Source organism: Nonomuraea sp. NPDC052634, from assembly GCF_040678535.1.
Taxonomy (GTDB): Bacteria; Actinomycetota; Actinomycetes; order Streptosporangiales; family Streptosporangiaceae; genus Nonomuraea; species Nonomuraea fastidiosa.
This window is the reverse complement of record NZ_JBFATY010000001.1, coordinates 1,138,416-1,158,840: the sequence shown is the minus strand read 5'-3', so window position 1 is coordinate 1,158,840 and position 20,425 is coordinate 1,138,416. Positions and strand designations below refer to the sequence as shown.

Annotated in this window: 14 protein-coding genes; 7 read left to right on the top strand and 7 right to left on the bottom strand. The window is 72.3% G+C overall.

Going from position 1 to position 20,425, the window contains the following annotated elements:
- Window positions 1–392: 392 nt before the first annotated feature.
- Both AB0K67_RS05440 and AB0K67_RS05435 read left to right on the top strand, forming a co-directional pair.
- Window positions 393–2,141, top strand: a complete 1,749-nt coding sequence (locus AB0K67_RS05440; protein WP_364053276.1) for a DJ-1/PfpI family protein — start codon at window positions 393–395, stop codon at window positions 2,139–2,141.
- 115 nt (window positions 2,142–2,256) lie between these two features.
- Complete coding sequence (locus AB0K67_RS05435) at window positions 2,257–3,948, top strand: serine/threonine-protein kinase (RefSeq protein WP_364053273.1); 1,692 nt, start codon at window positions 2,257–2,259, stop codon at window positions 3,946–3,948.
- A 714-nt stretch (window positions 3,949–4,662) separates the two neighbouring features.
- Here the strand turns inward: AB0K67_RS05435 and AB0K67_RS05430 are convergent.
- Both AB0K67_RS05430 and AB0K67_RS05425 read right to left on the bottom strand, forming a co-directional pair.
- Complete coding sequence (locus AB0K67_RS05430; protein WP_364053270.1) at window positions 4,663–6,153, bottom strand: sugar ABC transporter ATP-binding protein; 1,491 nt, start codon at window positions 6,151–6,153, stop codon at window positions 4,663–4,665.
- Between the two features lie 289 nt (window positions 6,154–6,442).
- A complete protein-coding gene (locus AB0K67_RS05425) occupies window positions 6,443–7,243 on the bottom strand; it encodes a DeoR/GlpR family DNA-binding transcription regulator (protein ID WP_364053267.1) in 801 nt (266 codons plus the stop codon).
- Between the two features lie 164 nt (window positions 7,244–7,407).
- On the opposite strand from AB0K67_RS05425, the gene AB0K67_RS05420 reads away from it, so the two are divergent.
- The 5 genes from AB0K67_RS05420 (at window position 7,408) to AB0K67_RS05400 (ending at window position 14,583) form a co-directional block, all read left to right on the top strand.
- Entirely contained in the window at window positions 7,408–9,933 is a 2,526-nt protein-coding gene (locus AB0K67_RS05420; protein WP_364053264.1) for a PA14 domain-containing protein, read from the top strand.
- 116 nt (window positions 9,934–10,049) lie between these two features.
- Window positions 10,050–11,117, top strand: coding sequence for an ABC transporter substrate-binding protein (locus AB0K67_RS05415; RefSeq protein ID WP_364053261.1), 1,068 nt, complete (start codon window positions 10,050–10,052; stop codon window positions 11,115–11,117).
- The gene (locus tag AB0K67_RS05410; protein WP_364053258.1) at window positions 11,104–12,669 is read left to right on the top strand and encodes a sugar ABC transporter ATP-binding protein; all 1,566 of its coding nucleotides are present in this window, start codon (window positions 11,104–11,106) and stop codon (window positions 12,667–12,669) included. Before AB0K67_RS05415 ends, AB0K67_RS05410 begins: the two co-directional genes overlap by 14 nt.
- Entirely contained in the window at window positions 12,662–13,633 is a 972-nt protein-coding gene (locus tag AB0K67_RS05405) for an ABC transporter permease (RefSeq protein WP_364053255.1), read from the top strand. Before AB0K67_RS05410 ends, AB0K67_RS05405 begins: the two co-directional genes overlap by 8 nt.
- Window positions 13,630–14,583 carry an ABC transporter permease gene (locus AB0K67_RS05400; RefSeq protein ID WP_364053252.1) on the top strand — a complete coding sequence of 318 codons (954 nt, stop codon included), beginning with the start codon at window positions 13,630–13,632 and terminating at the stop codon, window positions 14,581–14,583. Before AB0K67_RS05405 ends, AB0K67_RS05400 begins: the two co-directional genes overlap by 4 nt.
- An 87-nt stretch (window positions 14,584–14,670) precedes the next feature.
- Here the strand turns inward: AB0K67_RS05400 and AB0K67_RS05395 are convergent, their stop codons facing one another.
- The 5 genes from AB0K67_RS05395 to AB0K67_RS05375 form a co-directional block, all read right to left on the bottom strand.
- Window positions 14,671–15,585, bottom strand: coding sequence for a pirin family protein (locus tag AB0K67_RS05395; protein ID WP_364053249.1), 915 nt, complete (start codon window positions 15,583–15,585; stop codon window positions 14,671–14,673).
- 23 nt (window positions 15,586–15,608) lie between these two features.
- Complete coding sequence (locus tag AB0K67_RS05390; RefSeq protein WP_364053246.1) at window positions 15,609–16,730, bottom strand: MBL fold metallo-hydrolase; 1,122 nt, start codon at window positions 16,728–16,730, stop codon at window positions 15,609–15,611.
- A 395-nt stretch (window positions 16,731–17,125) separates the two neighbouring features.
- Window positions 17,126–17,836 carry a DUF3152 domain-containing protein gene (locus tag AB0K67_RS05385; protein WP_364053243.1) on the bottom strand — a complete coding sequence of 237 codons (711 nt, stop codon included), beginning with the start codon at window positions 17,834–17,836 and terminating at the stop codon, window positions 17,126–17,128.
- A 115-nt stretch (window positions 17,837–17,951) separates the two neighbouring features.
- Window positions 17,952–19,352 (bottom strand): FAD-dependent oxidoreductase, encoded by a 1,401-nt coding sequence (locus AB0K67_RS05380; protein ID WP_364053240.1) that lies wholly within the window; start codon window positions 19,350–19,352, stop codon window positions 17,952–17,954.
- 91 nt (window positions 19,353–19,443) lie between these two features.
- A complete protein-coding gene (locus AB0K67_RS05375; protein WP_364053237.1) occupies window positions 19,444–20,376 on the bottom strand; it encodes a zinc metalloprotease in 933 nt (310 codons plus the stop codon).
- Between the last annotated feature and the right edge of the window lie 49 nt (window positions 20,377–20,425).

Genomic DNA, 20,425 nt, shown 5'->3' with positions numbered 1-20,425 from the left:
ACCAGCCTCCGGCCGACCAGCCTCCGGCCGACCAGCCTCCGGCCGACCAGCCTCCGGCCGACCAGCCTCCGGCCGACCAGCCTCCGGCCGACCAGCCTCCGGCCGACCAGCGCCCGTCTGAGTCTCGCCGTCGCTCCACTGACGTCCCACCCGCGTCCCCACCGAGAACGCCGGAACCGCGCCCGATGCCCCACGCCACCGCTATCGGGAAATGTCCGGTGGATGTCCGGTCTATGTCCTTGTCCTGGAAGCGCAGGTCGAACACCATCCGGAGGTGACTCATATGCGCGGTGGGAAGGGGCGATCATGCGGGGCGGAACGTCAGCGGGCAGAACCCGCCATCCAGGCATCGACCAGCGGCTGAGCGCGGCTGGGCCATCGGAGGCCGGGCGATGACGGAGAAGGAGACGTGCACGGGAGCGCTCCGTACGGCGGGCCGCCTCCTCTGGCACTACGCCGAGCTGGTCATCGCGGTCAACCTCGGCATGCTGCTGCTCGGCATGGCGGGCAACGCGCTGCTGCCCGCGAGCACCCGTGCCGACGTCCGGCTGCTCATCATGGTCGCCGAGATGGCCGTCGTCCCGGCGCTCTGGATGGCCGTCCGCCGCCACCGCAAGCAGGCCATCGGCGAGATGGTGGCGATCATTTTCGCGCCCTTCCTCGTCCTGTTAGTCCTGTTCTGGTTGGGCCTGCTCGGCGTCGCCCAGGTCTCGATGATCGGCCACTGGGCGATGTACATCCTCATGGCGGCCGCCGTGTTCAGGCGCCGCGACGAGTACGCCGCCCTGCCCCGCTTCACCGTCCGGGGGAAGTGGTTCAAGGGCGCGGCTTCCGTGCTGATCGTGCTGCTCATCCCGGGCGCGGTCTCGGCGGCCAGCACGATCGGCAGGTTCGGCGACATCTACGAGGCGCGCGCCGACGCCGTCTCGGTCGCGCCCGCGGCCAAGAGCCACGACCCGGCCAAGCCCACCGTGGCCTTCCTCACCGGCGGCAACGGCACCAACGCCGCCGACCTGCTCGGCCCGTACGAGGTGCTGGCCCGCACCGGCCGGTTCAATCTCTACGTCGTCTCCGCCGGCCCCCGGCTGATCCACATGACCGGCGGGCTGGACCTCGTCCCCGACATGACGTTCGACGAGCTCGACCGGCTCATGTCCGGCCAGGGCGACACCCTCGACGCCGTGATCTTCCCCGCGATGCAGACGCCTGAGCCCGCCGAGCTGGCCTCCATCAACGCCTGGGCGCGGCGGCAGTCGGCCGCCGGCGCGCTGACCGTCAGCGTCTGCAACGGCGCCCGCGCGCTGGCCCGCACCGGGCTGCTCGACGGCCGTCCCGCCACCTCGCACTGGCTGCGCATGCGCGGCCTGCGCGCCGACTTCCCCGCCGTGAAGTGGCGAAGCGGCATGCGGTACGTCGACGACGGCGACGTGATCACCGCGGCGGGCGTGCTGTCCGGCATCGACGCCGCCCTGCGCATCGTCGAGCGCCTGGCCGACGCTCCCGCGGCCCGCCAGGCGGCCGACGCCGTGCACTGGCGGCACTACTCGCCCGGCGCGCCCGCGAGCATCCCCGTACGCAGCCTCGAACTCGCCGACCTCGTCGCCCCGCTCAACTCCTCCTACCAGACCGGCCCGTCGGACATCGGCGTGCTGCTCACCGACGGCGTCGGGGAGCTGGAGCTCGCCTCGGTGTTCAACTCCTACACCGAGCAGTCCGTGGTCGGGCGGACCATCGCCGTCGCCGACGGCCCCGTCCGCTCCGAGCACGGCCTGACGTTCGTCCCCCGCGCCACCCTCGCCGCCGCGGCCACCGGGCTCGACCGGCTCCTCGTGCCCGGCCTGGACGCCGCGCGCCGCCAGGTGCCGGGCGTCGGCGATCTCCGTCCGGAGTACCTCCACACGACCGGGGAGTTCGCCTTCGACGCGGTGCTGCGCGACATCGCCCGTACGTACGACGTGGCGACGGCGAGGTTCGCCGCCAAGACGCTGGAGTACCCGGTGGTCGACGTCAAGCTGACCGGACCGGGATGGCCCTGGCTCCCGACGCTGGTCTTCGTCCTGCTCCTGCTGCTGGGCGTCGCCGCCGCCTGGACGATCACCGTGGCGATCCGCTTCCTGAGCCGCAGAAGGGCCCACGCCTAGCGGCCATACCGATCCGATCACTGTCGCCGTCACTTCCGGTGGAGGGGGTCGACACGTGTGGTGACATCGGGTTAGCGTCCTGATATAAGGATCTTTATCCGGTCAGGAGGTCTCCATGGAGGTTCCCGGCTACACAGAGATCCGGGAACTCGGGCACGGCGGAACCGGCCGGGTGATGCTCGCCGTCCGCGACTCCGACGGCTTACACGTGGCGATCAAGCACCTCTCCGGTGAGCTGCGCGAGGACGAGGCGTTCGTCGCGCGGTTCAGGGAAGAGGCGCGGCTCATCCAGGAGATCGACAGCCCGCACACGGCCCGCGTGCTCGACTACGTCGAGGGCGACGACGACGCGGTCATCGTGATGGAGCTGGTCGACGGCGTCACCCTGCGGCGGCTGCTGAGCAACGAGGGTGCGACAGGCCCGCAGGCGGCGCTGTCGGTGCTGAAGGGCTCGCTGCTCGGCCTGGCGGAGGCGCACCGGCACGGCGTGGTGCACCGCGACTTCAAGCCCGAGAACGTGATGATCACCCAGGAGGGTGAGAGCAAGCTCGTCGACTTCGGCGTGGCCGCCCGGGTCGGGGAGACGGGTGTGCTGGCGGGCACGCCCTCGTACATGGCCCCAGAGCAATGGGACGAGGCGCCGGCCGGGCCCGCGACCGACGTCTACGCCGCCACCCTCGTCTTCTACGAGTGCCTGACCGGCCACCGCGCCTTCCACGGCGAGAACATCGCCGCCCTCGCCTACCAGCACCAGCACCTGCCGCCGCCGATCGACGACATCGAGGCGCCGCTGCGCCCCCTGATCGAGCACGGCCTGGCCAAGGACCCGGCGCAGCGTCCCGAGTCGGCGCTGGCGTTCCTGGAGGAGCTGGAGGACACGGCGCGGACGGCGTACGGGAGTGAGTGGGAGGAGCGCGGCCGTGCCAGGATGGCGGCGCTCGTCGTGCCGCTGGCCGGGCTGCTGCCGAAGCCGCCCGCCGTCCCGGAGCCCGGCACGGGGACGAGCCTTTTCCACAGCGCGCTCTCGCCGGCCGGGAAGCTCGCCATGACCGGCGGCCTGGTGGTGGCGACGGCCGTGGCCGTCGTGTCGACGTTCGCGATCCTGGGCGACGCGCCCGACCCGCGCAGCGTGACCGAACCGCCGCCCGCCACCGTGGCGCTGCCCCCGCCGACGACGCCCGCCCCGTCCTCGCCGTCACCGTCGCCGACCCGGGAGACGCCCACGCCCGAGCCGACGCGCACCGAGGCGTCGCCCACGGCGAGCGAGCCGACCGCGCTGACACCGGCGGTCACGTCCCCCGTCCGCCCGGTGACCAGGCCGCCCGTGGTGAGCAGGCCCACGACCCCGCCCACCACCAGGCCCACCACCCAGCCGACGACCCGGCCGACGACCCGGCCGAGCCAGCGGCCCACCACGAGCCGGCCCACCCGCGAGCCGACCCGAAGGCCGACCAGGACGAGCCGGCCCACCCGTCAGCCCACCGCGGACCCGACCACCATCCGGCCGACGCCGCCTCGCGACGACGACCCGCCCGCACCCAACCCGCCTGACACCCAAGAGCCGCCACCGCCCGTGACCAACGAGCCGGAGCAGCCCGCCGGCCGGGGTCCGCTCCTGTCGGTGTCGGTGAGCGTGTCGCTCGGCGTGCCCGTACTCAGGGGCGAGAGGGGACTCCTGGACGCCGACATCGGCCTCGGCCTCGGCACCAGCCTCCTCGGCTTCGCGGTCGTCCCCGGCTCCGTGCTGCTGGGCCGCCACCTCGTCGTCCGGAGAGTCCGCAAGGGCCGCGACCGCGACCAGCAGTGACGCGGCGGCGAGACGTTCTGTGACCGCGTGGTCCGGCCGCGAAAGGGCCGGTGACCACGTGGTCCTGTGGCGAGCAGGTCCGTGATCGCGTGGCGCGGACCGCTTCGGCCGTCCCGCCACCGCACCGAGCGCGTCCGCAGTGCCGGGCGCGTCCGCAGTGCCGAGCGCGTCCACAGCGCCGGGCGCGTCCGCAGTGCCGGGCGCGCCCGGGCCCGCAGAAACGCGCGGCTTCGCGCAGCCTCGCGCCTTCGGGCGCGCGCAACCCGGTCGGGGCTGCGTCGGAACACCTTCGCGTCGTGCTGAGACGCAAAGGGGAGAGTGCGCCGCCCCCCGAGTCGCGTCCGTGGAACGCGCCGTCGTGCCGGGTTATGCCGGACGAGAGTGCGCCGTCGCGCTGAGCCGCGTGGGGTGGGAGAGGGCCGTTGCGCGGTGCCGGTCTGCGGTGGTGCGCCGTGGAGGCGGGTCATGGGTGGCTGCGTGGACCGTTGCGCGGGGCCGGGTTCGCGGTGGTGTGCCGTCGCGCTGGGCGGCGTCTGTTGCCGTCATCGTCGTGCTGGGGCGCGACACCGGGAGCGCGCCGCTGCGCCGGGCCGCGCAACAACGTGAGCACGCCTCTGCGCCGGACCCCGCGGCCGGCGGACACCTGGCGCGGCGAGCCTGTGTGTGCCCGCGAACGTGCCGTGCCGGGGGCGGGACGCCTGGCGGCCGGGGTGGTCAGTCCTTGGCGAGGGCGGCCAACAGGCGGTCTTCGGTGACCTCGGGGCCGGTGAGCTGTTCGGTGATCGCGCCGTCACGCAGCACCACCACGCTGTCGCAATTCTCCACCAGCTCGCTCACATCGGACGAGATGAGCAGGATCGCGAGCCCGTCCACGGCCAGCTCGTCGAGCAGCGCCTGCATCTCCGTTTTCGTGGCGACGTCCACCCCCCGGGTCGGCTCATCGAGCAGCAGCACCTTCGGGTGCATGGCGAGCCAGCGGGCGAGCAGCACCTTCTGCTGGTTACCGCCCGACAGTTCGCCGGCGGGCTGGCGGGGGGAGACGGCCTTGATGCCGAGCCGCCGCATGAAGGTGGCGACGATGTTGTCGATCTGCGCGTCGGATACGATGCCGGCCCGCGACAGGCGGGGGAGCGCGGCCAGGGCGATGTTGTCGCGTACGGACAGGGTGGGCACGATGCCCTCGGTCTTGCGGTTCTCCGGCACCAGCCCGATCCCGGCGCGTACGGCGCTCCTGATCGACCACTTGCGCACGGGAGCACCGGCGACGGTGACCTGACCGGCGTCCACCGGCAGCACGCCGGCGATGGCGCGGGCCGTCTCGCTGCGCCCGGCGCCGAGCAGACCGCCGAGCCCGACGACCTCCCCAGCCCGCATGGCGAGCGAGACACCGTCCAGCATGTGGTGCCGGGTGAGGCCCTTGGCCTCCAGGACGGGTTCGTCGGCGGGCACGTCGGGCTCGCCCGCGGGCAGGGACGGCGCGGCGGGGTGGAAGGGGCGGCCGAGCATGAGCGAGACGAGCCGCAGCCGGTCGAGCCCGGCCAGCGGCCCGGTGTGCACGACCCGGCCGTCGCGCAGCACCGTGACCCGGTCGCAGATGCCGTACAGCTCCTCGAGCCGGTGGGTGACGTAGATGACCGAACGGCCCTGCTCGCGCAGCCGGGTCACCGCGCTGAACAGCACCTCCAGCTCGCCGTGGTCGAGCGCGGTCGTGGGCTCGTCCATGATGACCAGGCGGGCGTCGGCGGACGCGGCCCGCGCGAGCGCGACGATCTGCCGCGCGCCCTCGCCGAGCGAGCCGAGCGGGCGGCGTACATCCACCTCCAGCCCGTACGCGGCCAGCAGCTCCTCGGCTCTGGCGTGCACGGCCGCGGAGTCGATCAGCCCGAGCCGCCCGCGCGGCTCACGGCCGAGCAGCAGGTTGCGGGCCACGCTCATGGTCGGGACGAGGTTGGTCTCCTGGTGGATGGTGGCGATGCCGGCTCGCTTGGCGTCGGCGGTCCCGGCGAAGCGGACCTGCTCGCCGAGTAAGCGCAGCTCGCCGGCGTCGGGCGGGTAGACGCCCGAGAGCACCTTCACCAGGGTGGACTTGCCCGCGCCGTTGCCGCCGATGAGGGCGTGCACCTCGCCGGCGCGTACGGACAGGGAGACGTGATCGAGGGCGGTGACACCCTGGAACGCCTTGAGAACGCCAGCCACCTGCAGCACGGTTGCCTCCGCCTCGATGGTGATCGAGGAAGGAAACATTACAGTAACGGCCTTGTCACATTCGATCAGTGTGGCGATCAGAAACCGCACCGATCGGACTCGGGCGACGTGCGCGGGTAGGCCGCCCAGAATTGGGCCGCGTGCGGGTCGGGGGTGTGCCGCGCAGGATCGGGCCGCGTGCGGGGCGGGGGCGCGCCGCTCACAATCGGGCCGCGTGCGGGCGCGGGCCGATCAGAGCCGGGCGACGTGCAACCGGCTGATCAGAACTGGGCGACGTACAACCGGCTGATCAGAACTGGGCGACGTGCAGCCGCACGCCGCGCGCGCTGAGGTCGTCGAGGACCTCGCGGGGCGCGGCGTCGTCGGTCACCAGGTGGTCGATGCGGTCGGGCGCGACGGTCTGGACCATGGTGTCGACACCGATCTTGGTGTGATCGGCCAGCACCACGACCTCTTCCGCGGCCGCGGCGAGCGCCCGGTCGACGCCCGCGACCTGCATGTTGGGCGTGGACAGCCCGCGCTCGGCGGTGAGCCCGTTGCCGGAGATGAACGCCCGCCGGACCCGCAGCCCGGCCAGTGAGTGCTCGGCCGCGCTGCCGACCAGGGCGAGGATGGAGCCGCGCAGCGTGCCGCCGGTCATCATGACCTCGATGCGCGGCGAGCCGGCCAGCACCTGCGCGACCAGCAGCGAGTTTGTCACCACGGCCAGCTCTGAGTGCCTGGTCAGGCGGCGGGCGAACTCCTGCGTGGTGGTGCCCGGCCCGATCACGATGGCGTCGCCGTCCTCGACCAGCGCGGCGGCGAGATCGGCGATCGCGGCCTTCTCCGCCGACTCCAGCGAGACCTTGTGCGCGTAGCCGGTCTCGCGGGACAGCTCGCCCGGCAGGGTGGCTCCGCCGTGGTGGCGGTTGAGCAGGCCCTCGGACTCCAGGGCGCGCAGGTCGCGGCGGACGGTGACCTCGGACGAGCGGACCGCCTGGGCCAGCTCGCGCAGCGACACGGCGCCGTTGGCGCGCACCAGCTCGAGGATGCGCTGGCGGCGCTCGGCGGCGAACACGGGCCTGCGTCCGTCACTCTGCGTGTCGCTCACGAGCCGATCATAGTCGACCCGCCAACATCAGTTCACCTCTGACCGAACGCGAACGAATCTGATCGGAAATCTTGACCGGCTTGGTCCATCGGTGCTTATTTTGGTGCCTGTCAGGGTCAAAAGCTGTCCGAACCTGATCGGCGCCTTCCGAAAGGACACTCCCCGTGCGCAAGCGCCTCGCGTTGCTGCTGGCCGTGCTGACGGCCGTGTTATGGCAGCTACCGGCAACCGCCTCCGCAGGAACGGCGGCCCTCCCCGAGCGGAACGGGCTGCGCGGCGACTACTACCTGGCCTCGGGGCCGGGGCAGTTCGACTTCGCCGAGCTCAAAGCGAGCATCATCGACCCGAATCTGGAACTTCCCGACCTCAACCCCACGTTCCAGCTCCTGACCGGCAGAGAGGACGACGTCACCGTCCGATGGACCGGCCAGATCACCCCGAAATACTCCGAGACCTACACGTTCTCCATCATCGGTGACAACGGGTTCCGCCTCTGGGTGGACGACCAGCTGATCATCGACCACTGGGTGGACGACTGGGACATCGAGCAGGTCGGCACCCCGATCGCCCTGGAAGCGGGCCGCAAGTACGACATCAAGGTCGAGTACTTCGAGCACTACGGCGGCGCCCACCTGCGCCTGCGCTGGCAGAGCCCCAGCCAGCCGAAGCAGATCGTGCCCACCGAGGCGTTCACCGTGCCGGCCGACTTCCAGCCCGCCGGACCGTACGACGCCCGCGTGAACACCGCCGGCGACGCGGTGACGCTCACCTACTCGGAGCCCCTGGCCCCGCTGCCCGCCGACGCGGCCGGCAAGCTCAAGCTGACCGTCGGCAACGCCGCCTGGCCGGTCACCTCGGCCGTCCAGAAGAGCCCGGAGACCGTGGAGCTGGCGCTCGAGTACCCGATCCCGGCCAAGGCCGGCACCACCGTGCGCACCTCGTACGACGGTGAAGGCGGCATCACCTACGCCGACGGCACCCCGCTGCCCGCCTACGCCCACGCCGGCGTGGTCAACCTCTCCACGTACGTGCTCAAGACCCGCTGGACCGACAAGGTCGACAAGAACAACCCGCTGCCCGAGTACCCCAGGCCGCAGCTCGCCCGCGACCGCTGGCGCAGCCTCAACGGCGTCTGGCAGTTCGCCCCGGCGAAGGAGGGCGAGGCCGCGCCGATCGGCCGCACCCTGCCCGAGCGGATCACCGTGCCGTTCCCCGTCGAGTCGCAGCTGTCCGGCATCGGCCGGCACGAGGAGCGCATGTGGTACCGCCGCACGTTCGAGGTGCCGCGCTCCTGGAGCGGCGAGCGGCTGCTGCTGCACCTCGACGCCGTCGACTGGGACGCCACCGTCTACGTCAACGGCAAGCGCGTCGCCACCCACAAGGGCGGCTACGACCGCATCAGCGTGGACGTCACCGACGCTCTCAAGCGCACCGGCAAGCAGGAGCTGGTCGTCGGCGTGTACGACCCGACCGACCGGGGCTCGCAGCCCGTCGGCAAGCAGCGGCTCGAAGCCGGCAACATCTGGTACACCCCGGTCTCCGGCATCTGGCAGACCGTCTGGATCGAGCCGGTCGGCAAGGCCCGCGTCGACCGCGTGGACACCGTCCCCGACGTGCCCGGCCAGGCCGTGTACGTCACCGTGCACGGCACCCCCGGCACCGCCACCGTGATCGCCAAGGACGGCCGCCGTGTCGTCGGCACCGTACGGGGCAAGGTCGGCGAGAAGCTGCGCATCCCCGTACGCGACCCCAAGCTGTGGTCGCCCGAGAACCCGCACCTGTACGACCTGGAGGTCCGCCTCAAGGACGACAAGGTGACGTCCTACTTCGGCATGCGCGAGATCAGCCTGTCCGGCAACCGCATGCTGCTCAACGGCAAGCCGGTCTTCCAGATCGGCCCGCTCGACCAGGGCTTCTGGCCGGACGGCATCTACACCGCGCCGACCGACCAGGCGCTGCGCTACGACCTGGAGCAGACCAAGGCCCTCGGCTACAACGCCGTCCGCAAGCACGTCAAGGTCGAGCCCGACCGCTGGTACTACCACGCCGACAAGCTCGGCCTGCTGGTCTGGCAGGACATGCCGTCGGCCTTCAAGACCGACGACAGGCAGCAGTTCGAGACCGAGCTGCGCAGGATGATCGACCAGCACAGGAGCGTCCCGTCGATCATCATGTGGGTGCCGTTCAACGAGGGCTGGGGCCAGTACGACCAGGCCCGCATCGCCGACCTGGTCAAGAGCTGGGACCCAACCCGCCTGGTGAACAACATGAGCGGCGTCAACTGCTGCGGCGCCGTGGACGGCGGCAACGGCGACGTCAAGGACTTCCACATCTACCCGGGCCCCGGGAACCCCGGAAAGCCGGAGGGCACCCGCGCGACCGTGCTCGGCGAGTACGGCGGCCTGGGCCTGCCGGTCGTCGGCCACACCTGGTCCGGCGGCGGCTGGGGCTACGCGGTCGAGCCGAACCCGCAGGCCCTCACCGACCGGTACGTGGGCATGATCGAGGAGCTGGAGCGGCTGCACGCCTGTGAGCAGCTCAGCGCCGCGATCTACACCCAGACGACGGACGTCGAGACCGAGATCAACGGCCTCATGACGTACGACCGGGCCGTCACCAAGCCCGACGTCAAGCGCCTCCACGACGCCCACAAGCGGCTCACGAGCGCGATCAACCCGCCCTGCAGCTGAACCCCCCGCGCGCCCGGACCCCGTCGGACGGGCACCGTCGCACGGGCACCGTCGGACGGGCACCGTCGCACGGGCCCGGGCGCGCACCGGCAGGACCTGATAAGAAGGGAACCGCGATGACCCCCCATCTCCGGACGGCCGCGCTGGCTCTGGCCGTCCTCCTCACCGCGACGGCCTGCGCGAAAGCGGAGGAGCCGCAGAGCGCACCCGCCCCCACCGGCACGGCGGGCCGGCAGGTCGTCCAGTCGCCCACGGGCACGGCCGGCCCCACCTGCACGCTGGAGCAGTTCGGCGGCACCACGTTCGACCTCAAGACGGCGACGGTGGGCTTCTCCCAGTCGGAGAAGGAGGCCAACCCGTTCCGCATCGCGGAGACCAAGTCGATCAAGGACGAGGCGGCCAAACTCGGCATCACCCACCTCAAGGTGACCAACGCCCAGTCGCAGTTCTCCAAGCAGATCACCGACGTGCAGCAGCTCATCGCGCAGGGCGTGCAGCTGCTCGTCATCGCGCCGCTCAACTCCGACGGCTGGGAGCCGGTGCTCCAGCAGGCGGCGGCCAAGAAGATCCCCATCATCACGGTCGACCGCAAGATCAACGCCAAGCCGTGCAGCGACTACCTGACGTTCATCGGCTCCGACTTCTACGAGCAGGGCAAGCGCGCCGCCGACCGGATGATCGAGGCGCTCGGCGGCAAGGGCAAGGTGGCCATCCTGCTCGGCGCCCCCGGCAACAACGTCACCACCGAGCGCACCAACGGCTTCAAGGACCGCGTCAAGGAGAAGGCGCCGGACATCACGATCGCGTTCGAGCAGACCGGCGAGTTCGCCCGTGAGAAGGGCCAGCAGGTCACCGAGCAGCTCATCCAGTCCAACCCCGACATCAACGGCATCTACGCCGAGAACGACGAGATGGCGCTCGGCGCGGTGACGGCGCTCAAGGGCGCGGGCAAGGAACCGGGCGACATCAAGATCGTCTCGGTGGACGGCACCCGCAGCGCCGTGCAGGCCATCGCCGACGGCTGGCTGCACGCCGTCATCGAGTCCAACCCGCGCTTCGGGCCGCTCGCCTTCGAGACCGCGCAGAAGTTCCTCGACGGCGAGCCGATCCCCGACAAGGTGATCATCTCCGACCGCGACTACGACACCACCAACGCCAAGGACTCCCTCGGTGAGGCGTACTGACTTGGCCGAGCAGACCGACGAACCGGTACTCGAGGCGCGCGGGATCAGCAAACGCTTCCCCGGCGTCCTCGCGCTCGACGGCGTGTCCCTCGCCCTGCGGCCGGGCGAGGTGCACGCCCTCGTCGGCGAGAACGGAGCCGGCAAATCCACCCTGATCAAGGTCTTCACCGGCGTCTACCGCCCCGACGAGGGCCGGCTGCTCTACAAGGGCGAGCCCGCCTCCTTCGGCACCCCCATGGAGGCGCAGCGGGCCGGCATCTCCACCATCTACCAGGAGGTCAACCTCGTCCCCATGATGTCGGTGGCCCGCAACCTGCTGCTCGGCCGCGAGCCGCGCGGCAGGTTCGGCGTCATCGACACGGCCGCCATGTACGAGGAGGCCGAGCGGGTGCTGGCCGGCTACGGCGTCGAGACCGACGTGCGCCGCCCGCTGCGCACGCTCGGCGTCGGCGCCCAGCAGATGGTGGCGCTGGCCCGCGCCGTCTCGGTGGACGCCCGCGTCGTCATCATGGACGAGCCCACGTCATCGCTGGAGCCGCGCGAGGTCGAGACGTTGTTCGGCGTCATCAGGCGGCTGCGCGACAGCGGCATCGCCGTCATGTACGTCAGCCACCGCCTCGACGAGCTGTACGCCGTGTGCGACCAGGTCACGGTGCTGCGCGACGGCCGCCTCGCGCACACCGGGCCGCTCGCCGAGCTCGACCGGCTGAAGCTGATCTCCCTCATGCTGGGCCGCGACCTCGACGAGGTCCGCTCCGGGGGCATGACCCGCTTCTCCCGCGACCGCTCCAGCGAGAACCGGCAGGGTGACGGCACGCGCACGCCCGTGGTCGAGGCCCGCGGGCTCACCCGCAAGCACGTCCTCGACGGGGTGAACGTCAGCGTCGAGCCCGGCGAGGTCGTGGGGCTCGGCGGCCTGCTCGGCGCGGGCCGTACCGAGACCGCCAAGGCCATCGTCGGCGCGCTCCCGCTCGACGGCGGGCAGGTCCTGGTGGCCGGGATGCCGCTGCGCGGCGGCTCCACCGCCGCCGCCATCAAGGCCGGCGTCAGCCTGCTGCCCGAGGACCGCAAGGCCGAGGGCATCATCCCGACGCTGTCCGTACGCGAGAACATCGCGCTCGCCGCCCTGCCCTCGCTCGGCAGGGCAGGGGTGGTGTCGGAGGCGAAGATCGACCGGGTGGTCGAGATCTTCATGCGGAGGCTGAGGATCAAGGCCGCATCACCGCACCAGCTCGTCTCCGAGCTGTCCGGCGGCAACCAGCAGAAGGTGCTGCTGGCCCGCTGGCTGGCCGTCCGGCCCAAGGCGCTGCTGCTCGACGAGCCGACCCGCGGCATCGACGTCGGCGCCAAGGCCGAGGTGCAGGCGCTGATCGACGAGCTGGCCCAGGAAGGGCTGGGCGTGCTGCTCATCTCCTCCGACCTGGAGGAACTGGTCGAGGGCGCCGACAGGATCCTCGTGCTGCGCGAGGGCGCGGTCGTGGGCGAGCTGTCCGGCGACGAGGTGACCGAGGAGAAGATCATGGCGACGATCGCGGAGCAGAGCGATGGCTGAGCTGACCTCCAGGGGGAGCGCCCGGGTCGCCGTGCTCAAACCCCAGGTGTACGCGTGGGTGCAGGACTACGGCGTGTACGCGGCCGTCCTCGTGCTGCTGCTGTTCAACGTGCTGTTCACCCCGCACTTCCTCGACGCGTCCAACTTCCGCACCCAGCTCGTCCAGGTCACCCCCGTCGTGATCGTCTCGCTGGGCATGGCGCTGGTCATCGGCACCCAGGGCATCGACCTGTCGGTCGGCTCGGTGATGGCGCTCGCCGCCGCGCTGACCGTGCTCTACCTCGGCTACGGTTGGCTGCCCGCCGTCCTCGTGGCGGTGATCGGCGGCGCCGTCGTGGGGGCGGCGGGCGGCGCGCTGGTCGCCTACGTCGGCGTGCAACCCATCGTGGCCACGCTGGCGCTGCTGGTCGGCATCCGCGGCCTGGCCAACGTGCTGGTGCCGCAGCTCGTCGAGTTCCGCAACCCCGGTCTCATCGCGCTCGGCAGCAGCTCCGTCGCCGGCATCCCGGTGATCGTGATCATCGCGGCGGCGCTCACCGTGATCGTGCTGTTCGTGGTGCGGCGTACGACGTTCGGCCGGCAGGTCGTCGCCATCGGCGGCAACCGCTCGGCCAGCGAGCTGTCCGGCCTGCCCGTCAAGCGGGTGCTGCTGACCGTCTACGTGATCTCCGGGCTGCTCGCCGCCCTGGCCGGCGTGCTGGCCACGGCCCGGTTGCAGGCGAGCGACCCCACCTCGCTCGGCCTGTTCATCGAGCTGTCGGCGATCACCGCCGTCGTCGTGGGCGGCACGCCGCTGACCGGCGGGCGGATCAGGGTGCTCAGCACGGTCATGGGCGCGCTGCTCATGCAGCTGCTGTCGGCCACGCTGATCAAGCACAACCTCCCGCAGTCATGGACCCAGATGGTCCAGGCGGTCATCATCCTGGCCGCCGTCTACGCCACCAGGAAGCGGGGGACCCGATGAACCGCGAACAGGTGAGCCGGCTCATCCAGCAGCACGGCGCCGTCATGGTGCTGGCCCTGCTGGTCGTCGTGGGCAGCCTGGCCTTCGACTCCTTCGCCACGGCGGGCAACGCCGCCAGCGTCGTCGTCTCCTCGTCGTTCCTGGCGATCATCGCCATCGGGATGACGTTCGTGATCATCAGCGGCGGCATCGACCTGTCCGTCGGGTCGCTGTTCGTCCTGGGCGGCGTGCTCGCCGCCTACGGCTCCCAGTACGGCCTGCTCGTGGCGCTGCTGCTGCCGCTCGCCGTCTGCGGGGTCGTCGGGCTGCTGCAAGGGCTGGTCATCGCACGTACGGGGATGGCGCCGTTCATCGTCACCCTGGCCGGGCTGCTCGGCGTGCGCGGGCTCATGCTGGCCATCTCCGACGAGGGCGCCACCACCTACCTCGTCGAGGACCCCGCGTTCGCCGCGCTCGGCCAGGGCGGGATCCTCGGCCTGACCTGGCCCGTCTACATCACCGCCCTGCTCGCGCTGCTCGCCATGGTGCTGCTGCAGCGCACCGGATTCGGCCAGAACGTCTACGCCATCGGCGGCAACGAGCAGGCGGCGGCCCTGATGGGCGTGCCCGTCGCCCGTACCAAGGTGTACGTGTACGTCATGTCGGGCCTGCTGGCCGGGCTGGCCGGCGCGCTCAACGCCGCCCGGCTCTCCTCCGGCGTCACCATCCTCGGCATCGGCCTCGAACTCGACGCCATCGCCGCCGTGGTGATCGGCGGCACGCTGCTGACCGGCGGCGCCGGCGGCATCACCGGGTCGGTGGCCGGGGTGCTGCTGCTCGGCGTCATCCAGAGCCTCATCAACCAGGTGGGGAACCTGACGTCGGCGTTCCAGCAGGTGGTCAGCGGCGCGTTCCTGGCACTCGTGGTGGTGGCGCAGCGCCTGCTCAGCAAGGCACAACGCCTCACCTGACGGCTGCGGGGCCGCGCGGCCCGCAGCCCGAGATGGTGGGGACGGCCCGCTGGACCTGTCCGCCCAGGGCACCCCGGCGGTGGGTCCTCAGCGGACGCGGCCGCGCGGCTTGAGCCGCGTGCCGGGCAGGACGGGCGCGGGCAGCGGCTCCCCGTCGAAGCCTTCGACGACGCCGAACCCCTCGCCCTCCATCCACTCCTTCCGGTACGCGGCCACCTCCTCGTGGGAGCGGCCGACGAAGTTCCACCACATGACGATCTCCTCGCCGAACGGCTCGCCGCCGATGAGCAGCACCCGCCCGCGCCCCGCGAGCCGGATGGAGGTCCGGCCCGGCGGCAGGTACACCAGCGCGCCGCGCTCGGCCCCGGCCACCTCACCGTCGAACAGCAGCAGCCCGTGCTCGAACCCCGGCTCGACCGGCACCTCGGCCTCCCCCTCGACGTCCAGTTCGGCGCCGACGAGCGGGGAGTAGGCGGTGGCGGGCGAGGTCACCCCGCCGAGCGTGCCCATGATGACGCGGGCGCGGAAGCCGGGCCCGGCCAGCCCGGGCAGCTCGGGGTGGTGCTCGAAGCCGGGCGCGACCTGCCGGTGCGCATCGGGCAGCGCCACCCACAGCTGCACGCCGTGCAGCGTCGTCTGCGGCGACTCCTCGGAGTGCGAGATGCCGCGCCCCGCCGTCATGAGGTTGAGCTGCCCGGGACGGATCTCCTGCAGCGAGCCGATGCTGTCGCGGTGCAGCACCTCGCCCTCGACCAGCCAGCTCACGGTCTGCAGGCCGGTGTGCGGATGCGGCGGCACCCGCATGGTGGCGACCTGCGGCCCGTAGGCGTCGACGAAGCACCACGCGCCGATCATGCGGCGGTGCTTGTGGGGGAGGGTCCTGCTGACCAGCATCGCGCGGGGACCGCCGAGCGGCACCTCGCGCCCGGTCAGCACCTCGCGCTCATCGGCCGCACCGGCGCCGCAGCGGATCTCGCGCGGCTCGCGTTCCAGATTGCTCACATCCGAACCCTATGCCGGGGTGCTCAGGTGAGCATCTCCCACCAGCCCTCGACCGTGGGCGCGGCCGAGACGTCCACGGCCTCGCCCGGCCGCGGCACCGCGATGCGCACGTCGCGCGCCTTGGCCTCGCGCCACAGCCGGTCGACGGGCTCCGCCCACGGGTGCAGGGCGAGCGTGAACGTCGCCCAGTGCACCGGCAGCAGCAGCTTGCCGCCCAGGTCGAGGTGGGCGTTGACGGCCTCCTCCGGGTTCATGTGGATGTCCGGCCAGGCCGGGCTGTAGGCGCCGATCGGCATCAGCGTCAGGTCGAACGGGCCGTGCTTGCTCCCGATGCCCTTGTAGCCGTCGAAGTAGCCCGAGTCGCCCGCGTAGAACACCCGTTTGGTCGGACCGGCCACCACCCAGGAGCCCCATAGCGTGTCGTTGCGGGTCAGGGTCCGGCCGGAGAAGTGGCGGGCCGCCGTCGCGACGAAGCGCAGCCCGCGTACCTCGGTCTCCTCGTCCCAGTCCAGCTCGATGATCCGGTACGCCGCCACGCCCCACCGCTCCAGGTGCGCCCCGATGCCGAGCGGCACGATGAACGGCGCCTTCTGCGTGCGGTTGAGCGTCTGCACGGTCGCCATGTCGAGGTGGTCGTAGTGGTCGTGGGAGATCGCGATCGCGTCCACCTCGGGCAGCTCGTGCAGCTCCACCGGCACCGGGTGGTGCCGCTTCGGGCCGACGAGCTGCGAGGGGGAGACCCGGCGGCTCCACACCGGGTCGAACAGCACCCGGCGGCCCTCGATCTCCACCAGCGTGGAGGCGTGGCCGTACCAGATCGCGCGCACGCCGTCGGCGGGCGGCGCGTCGGACGGCGGGATGCGCAGCGGAACGGGACCTGCGGGGCGCCGCTGGGAGCGGTCGGTGGCGAGCTCGCCGAGCATGCTCACGGGCGGCCCTGACGGCACGGTCGCCGGCTCGGACATCGTGTTGACGAACGCGCCGTCCCTGAACTGCGGCGAGCGCCGGATCCGCGCCGCCCGGTCCGGCCCCGACGCCAGCGGCCGCATGCCCAGCTCGGCGGGAACCTCGCGCAGCGCCCAGCCGGCCGCGGCCAGGACCGCGCCGCCCGCGAGGATCCGCCGTGCCGTCCGCATCCCTGCCATCGCTCACACTCCCCTGGAAAGTTCTCGCGTCCCGATCGGCGGGACTCCCCGATGTTTCCGCTTCTACGATATATCGCGATAGGTCAGACGGTCGTGATCGCTCAACCGGCGATGACCGGGAACCGGCCGCCGCCGGCGCCCCCCGCGCTTCCTGGCGGCGTACGGCGTTGCCGGGCCCCGTCACCGAAGCGGCGACTCGTCCGGTTGATGGAAACCTATCGGTAGCTTCGGCGCCAGGGAACGCCGCCCCCGCCCGCCACGCGGCGTTGCCTGCTCACCGCCCCCGCCAGGCCCCGCTCGCCGCGCGGCCTCCGGGGCGCTGCCCTCGCCATCGCCCGGCCCGCTACGCGGCTTCGGCAGCCCCGCCGGCATGCGCCACCGGCCCCGGTGCGGAGCTAGCGGCGCTTGTCGTGGTCGCCGTGCGGGTACGGCCAGGGGTTGGGGCGGCAGCGGCCGAGCGACTTCGACTGCTGGACCATCACCGGCGCGAGCCTGCCGGGGCCGGGACAGCGCCGGTGACCGTGGCCAAGCGCGTGGCCGACCTCGTGGTTGATCAGGTAGCGCCGGTACGCGGCCAGGTCGCCGCCGTACTGCGGGACGCCCTTCGCCCACCGCAGCGCGTTGATGACCGAGCGGCGGCCGTTCCAGCAGGACAGCTCGCCGCCGGTGCGCAGCGGCAGGCACTGGCGGATGGTCATGCGCGGGCTGGACAGCGCGACGCGCACCCGTACCGGGCCGTGGTCCACGCGCTGGAAACGGGCCCAGCCGCGGACGTCGTTGAGCGTGCGGTGCACCTCGGCGGCGAACGCGAAGGGATCGAACGGCAGCCCCCGCTCCACCTCCACCAGGTAGCGCACGAGCGCGCCCCGTCCACGCCTGGCCCGGTCGGACCCGGGGACGACGGCGTACCGGCCCGAGGCGGAGTGCGGCACCCGGACCTCCTGCTCGGGCGCGCGTCCGCGATGGCGGGGCGCCAGCGGCTTGGGTGCGGGAGCCGCGGAGGACGGCGGGGGACTGGCGGACGGAGACGGGGGCGCGACCGCCTTCGGGTCCGCACAGCCGGCGAGCACCACGAGCAGCAGCAGGAGCAGTGCGAGCAGCGGCAAGGCGGCCTCCCCACGACGTCACCGGTGGGGAGGTATCCGATCTTACGTTGCTGCTTGTCGTACTTGACGGGCAGGGTGGCTTATCGCGCTCAGTGACCGATTTTGGGGCCCGATGTCAGGGGCTTCTCGGTGGCAGGTACGGCGTGATGTCGATCGGCGGCCGCTCACCGAGCACCAGCGCGGCGGCGATCTCGCCGGCGAACGGGCCGGCCGTCAGCCCGTACGCGCTCAGCCCCGTCGCCACCACCACCCGATCGGTCACCGGCCCGATCAGCGCCGGACCGGGAGCGTAGACCGGGCGCAGGCCGACCCGGGTCTCCGACACCGTCGCACCGGCCAGCCCCGGAGCCACCCTGAGCCCCGCCTCGATCACCTCGTCGAGCCCGCCGACCGTGACGCGCGGCGCGAACCCGACGTCCTCCACCGTCGCGCCGATCACCACCCGCGAGTCGGGGAAGCCCAGCAGGTACGGCCCCTGCCGGGGCAGGATGATCGGCCACCACGCGGTGTCCACACCCTCCAGCGTGGCGTGCAGGATCTGGCCGCGCCGCGGGAAGACCGGCAGCTCGACGCCCAGCGGCCGGCACACCTCACCGGTCCACGCCCCGGCCGCCACGATCACCCTGTCCGCCTCGATCGGCACGCCCTCGCCCGTCGGTGTCTTGCAGACGCCGGGCATCGAAGGCGCGGAGGCGACCGGCGCCGACTGCCGCCACGAGTCACCGCCGCCGGCGGCTTCGGCCGCTTCCCGCCCACCTGCCGCCGGCCTCTCAGCCTCCGGCCGGGCGGCTCCCCGCCGGTCCGTTTCCGCGCCCTCCGTCCCCGGGCGAGCCGCCTTCTGCGCCGCCGTCTCGGATGCGTCCGTCCCGGCAGCAGCGGAACCGGCGGCCCCGGAGACAGCAGCCGTGTCCCCGGGAGAAACGGCCCGGGAAGAGGCTGGAGAAGCGAGAGGCCCGCCGGGCTGATCCTCGGTGGGGTGCAGCAGGACCTGACCGCCGGGGGTCAGGGTGGCGGTGCCCGTACGGACCTCGGCGCCTCTGGCCACGGCCGCCGCGAGCAGCGCGTCGCGTACCGAGCGGCCGTCCACCCTGGCCGCGCCCGGTACCAGCAGCGCGCTCAGCGTGTCGGACAGCGGCGGGAACAGCTCGACGGGGGTCGGGACGTCCACGACCTCGCCCATCTCGGGCGCGCCCGCGTGGCGGCGGCGCAGCAGCGCCCGCACCGGCTCCAGATCGACCGGGTCCTCGGCCACCAGCAGCGCGCCCACCTTGGCGTAACCGATGTCCTCGCCCAGCTCCTCGACCAGGCCGGGGTAGTGGCGCGCGCCCTCGCGGGTCAGGCGGTACCAGTCGTCGTCCTCGGGGTGGTCGACCCACGGGCAGACGATGCCGGCGCCCGCCTGCGTCGCCTCACCGGGGAAGCCGCCGTCCACGACGGTCACCGCCGCGCCCCTGCGGCTCAGGTGGTAGGCCGCGCCGGCGCCCACGATGCCGCTTCCGATCACCACAACACGCATGCTCCCCATGTTCGCAGCCGGGGTGAGCAGCACTGACGACCGGGCCCGGCGACTTGCCATGCGGATGACCTACGCGGGCCGGCCACCTGCGTCAGCTGGGGGCGGCGGCGCGCATGCTTTCCCGCAGCCGCGGCGTCAGGAAGGACGAACGCGGCCCGGCCAGCGCCGAGTCCATCCGCTCCGCCTGGCCCTTGGTGAACATGAACATGGCCGCGTCCTCGACGTAGTCCATGTAGTTCATGAACATGTCCCCGTGGGGCGCGTTGCCGCAGCTCACCTGGGGGAAGGACGGCGCGCCGTGGTTGGGGCCGGCCTGGTTGGGGGTGTCGTCGACGAAGTCGCTGCCCGAGCAGCCGTCGCCGTCGTCGCCCCAGATGTGGCGCAGGTTGAGCCAGTGGCCGACCTCGTGGGTGGCGGTCCTGCCCCCGTCGTACGGGGCCGCCGCCGTGCCGGTGGTGCCGAACGCGGAGTGCCGGATGACGATCCCGTCGAGCTCGGGCGGCCCGCCGGGGAAGGCGGCGTAGCCGAGCGCGTCGTCCAGCTCGCACACCCAGATGTTGAGGTAGCGGTCGGCGGGCCAGGCGTCGGAGCCGCCCCGGGCGGTGAACTTGACCCGGTCATCGGTGGAGAAGCCGGTGACGTCCGTCGAGACGCGCACGACGCCGGTGGCGGGCGAGCCGTCAGGGGCGGTCTCGGCCAGGCGGAACTCCAGCCGGGCGTCGGCCACGAGGTCCCGCCACACCTGCGGCACCTTGCTCACGTCGGGGTTGGCCCGCCGGAAGTCGGCGTTGAGCACCTCGAGCTGGCTGTCGATCTGCTCCTGCCCGATGTCCTGCTCAGGGCTGTGGTGGACGACGTGCACCACCACGGGGATGGTGACGACCTCCTCCCTGCCGGGCGCCCTGGCGGTCCTCCTGGCGAACGTCTCGTTCTCGATGGCGGCGAGGGCGAGCGCGTAGCGAGGCGATGAGGCGAGCAGGCGGCGATGGACGGGCATGGTCGCGCACCGGTCGAGTCCGGGCATGGGGGCTCCCTTTCGTGCGCGCGCGGCGGAGAGGGGAACGCCGCACGGG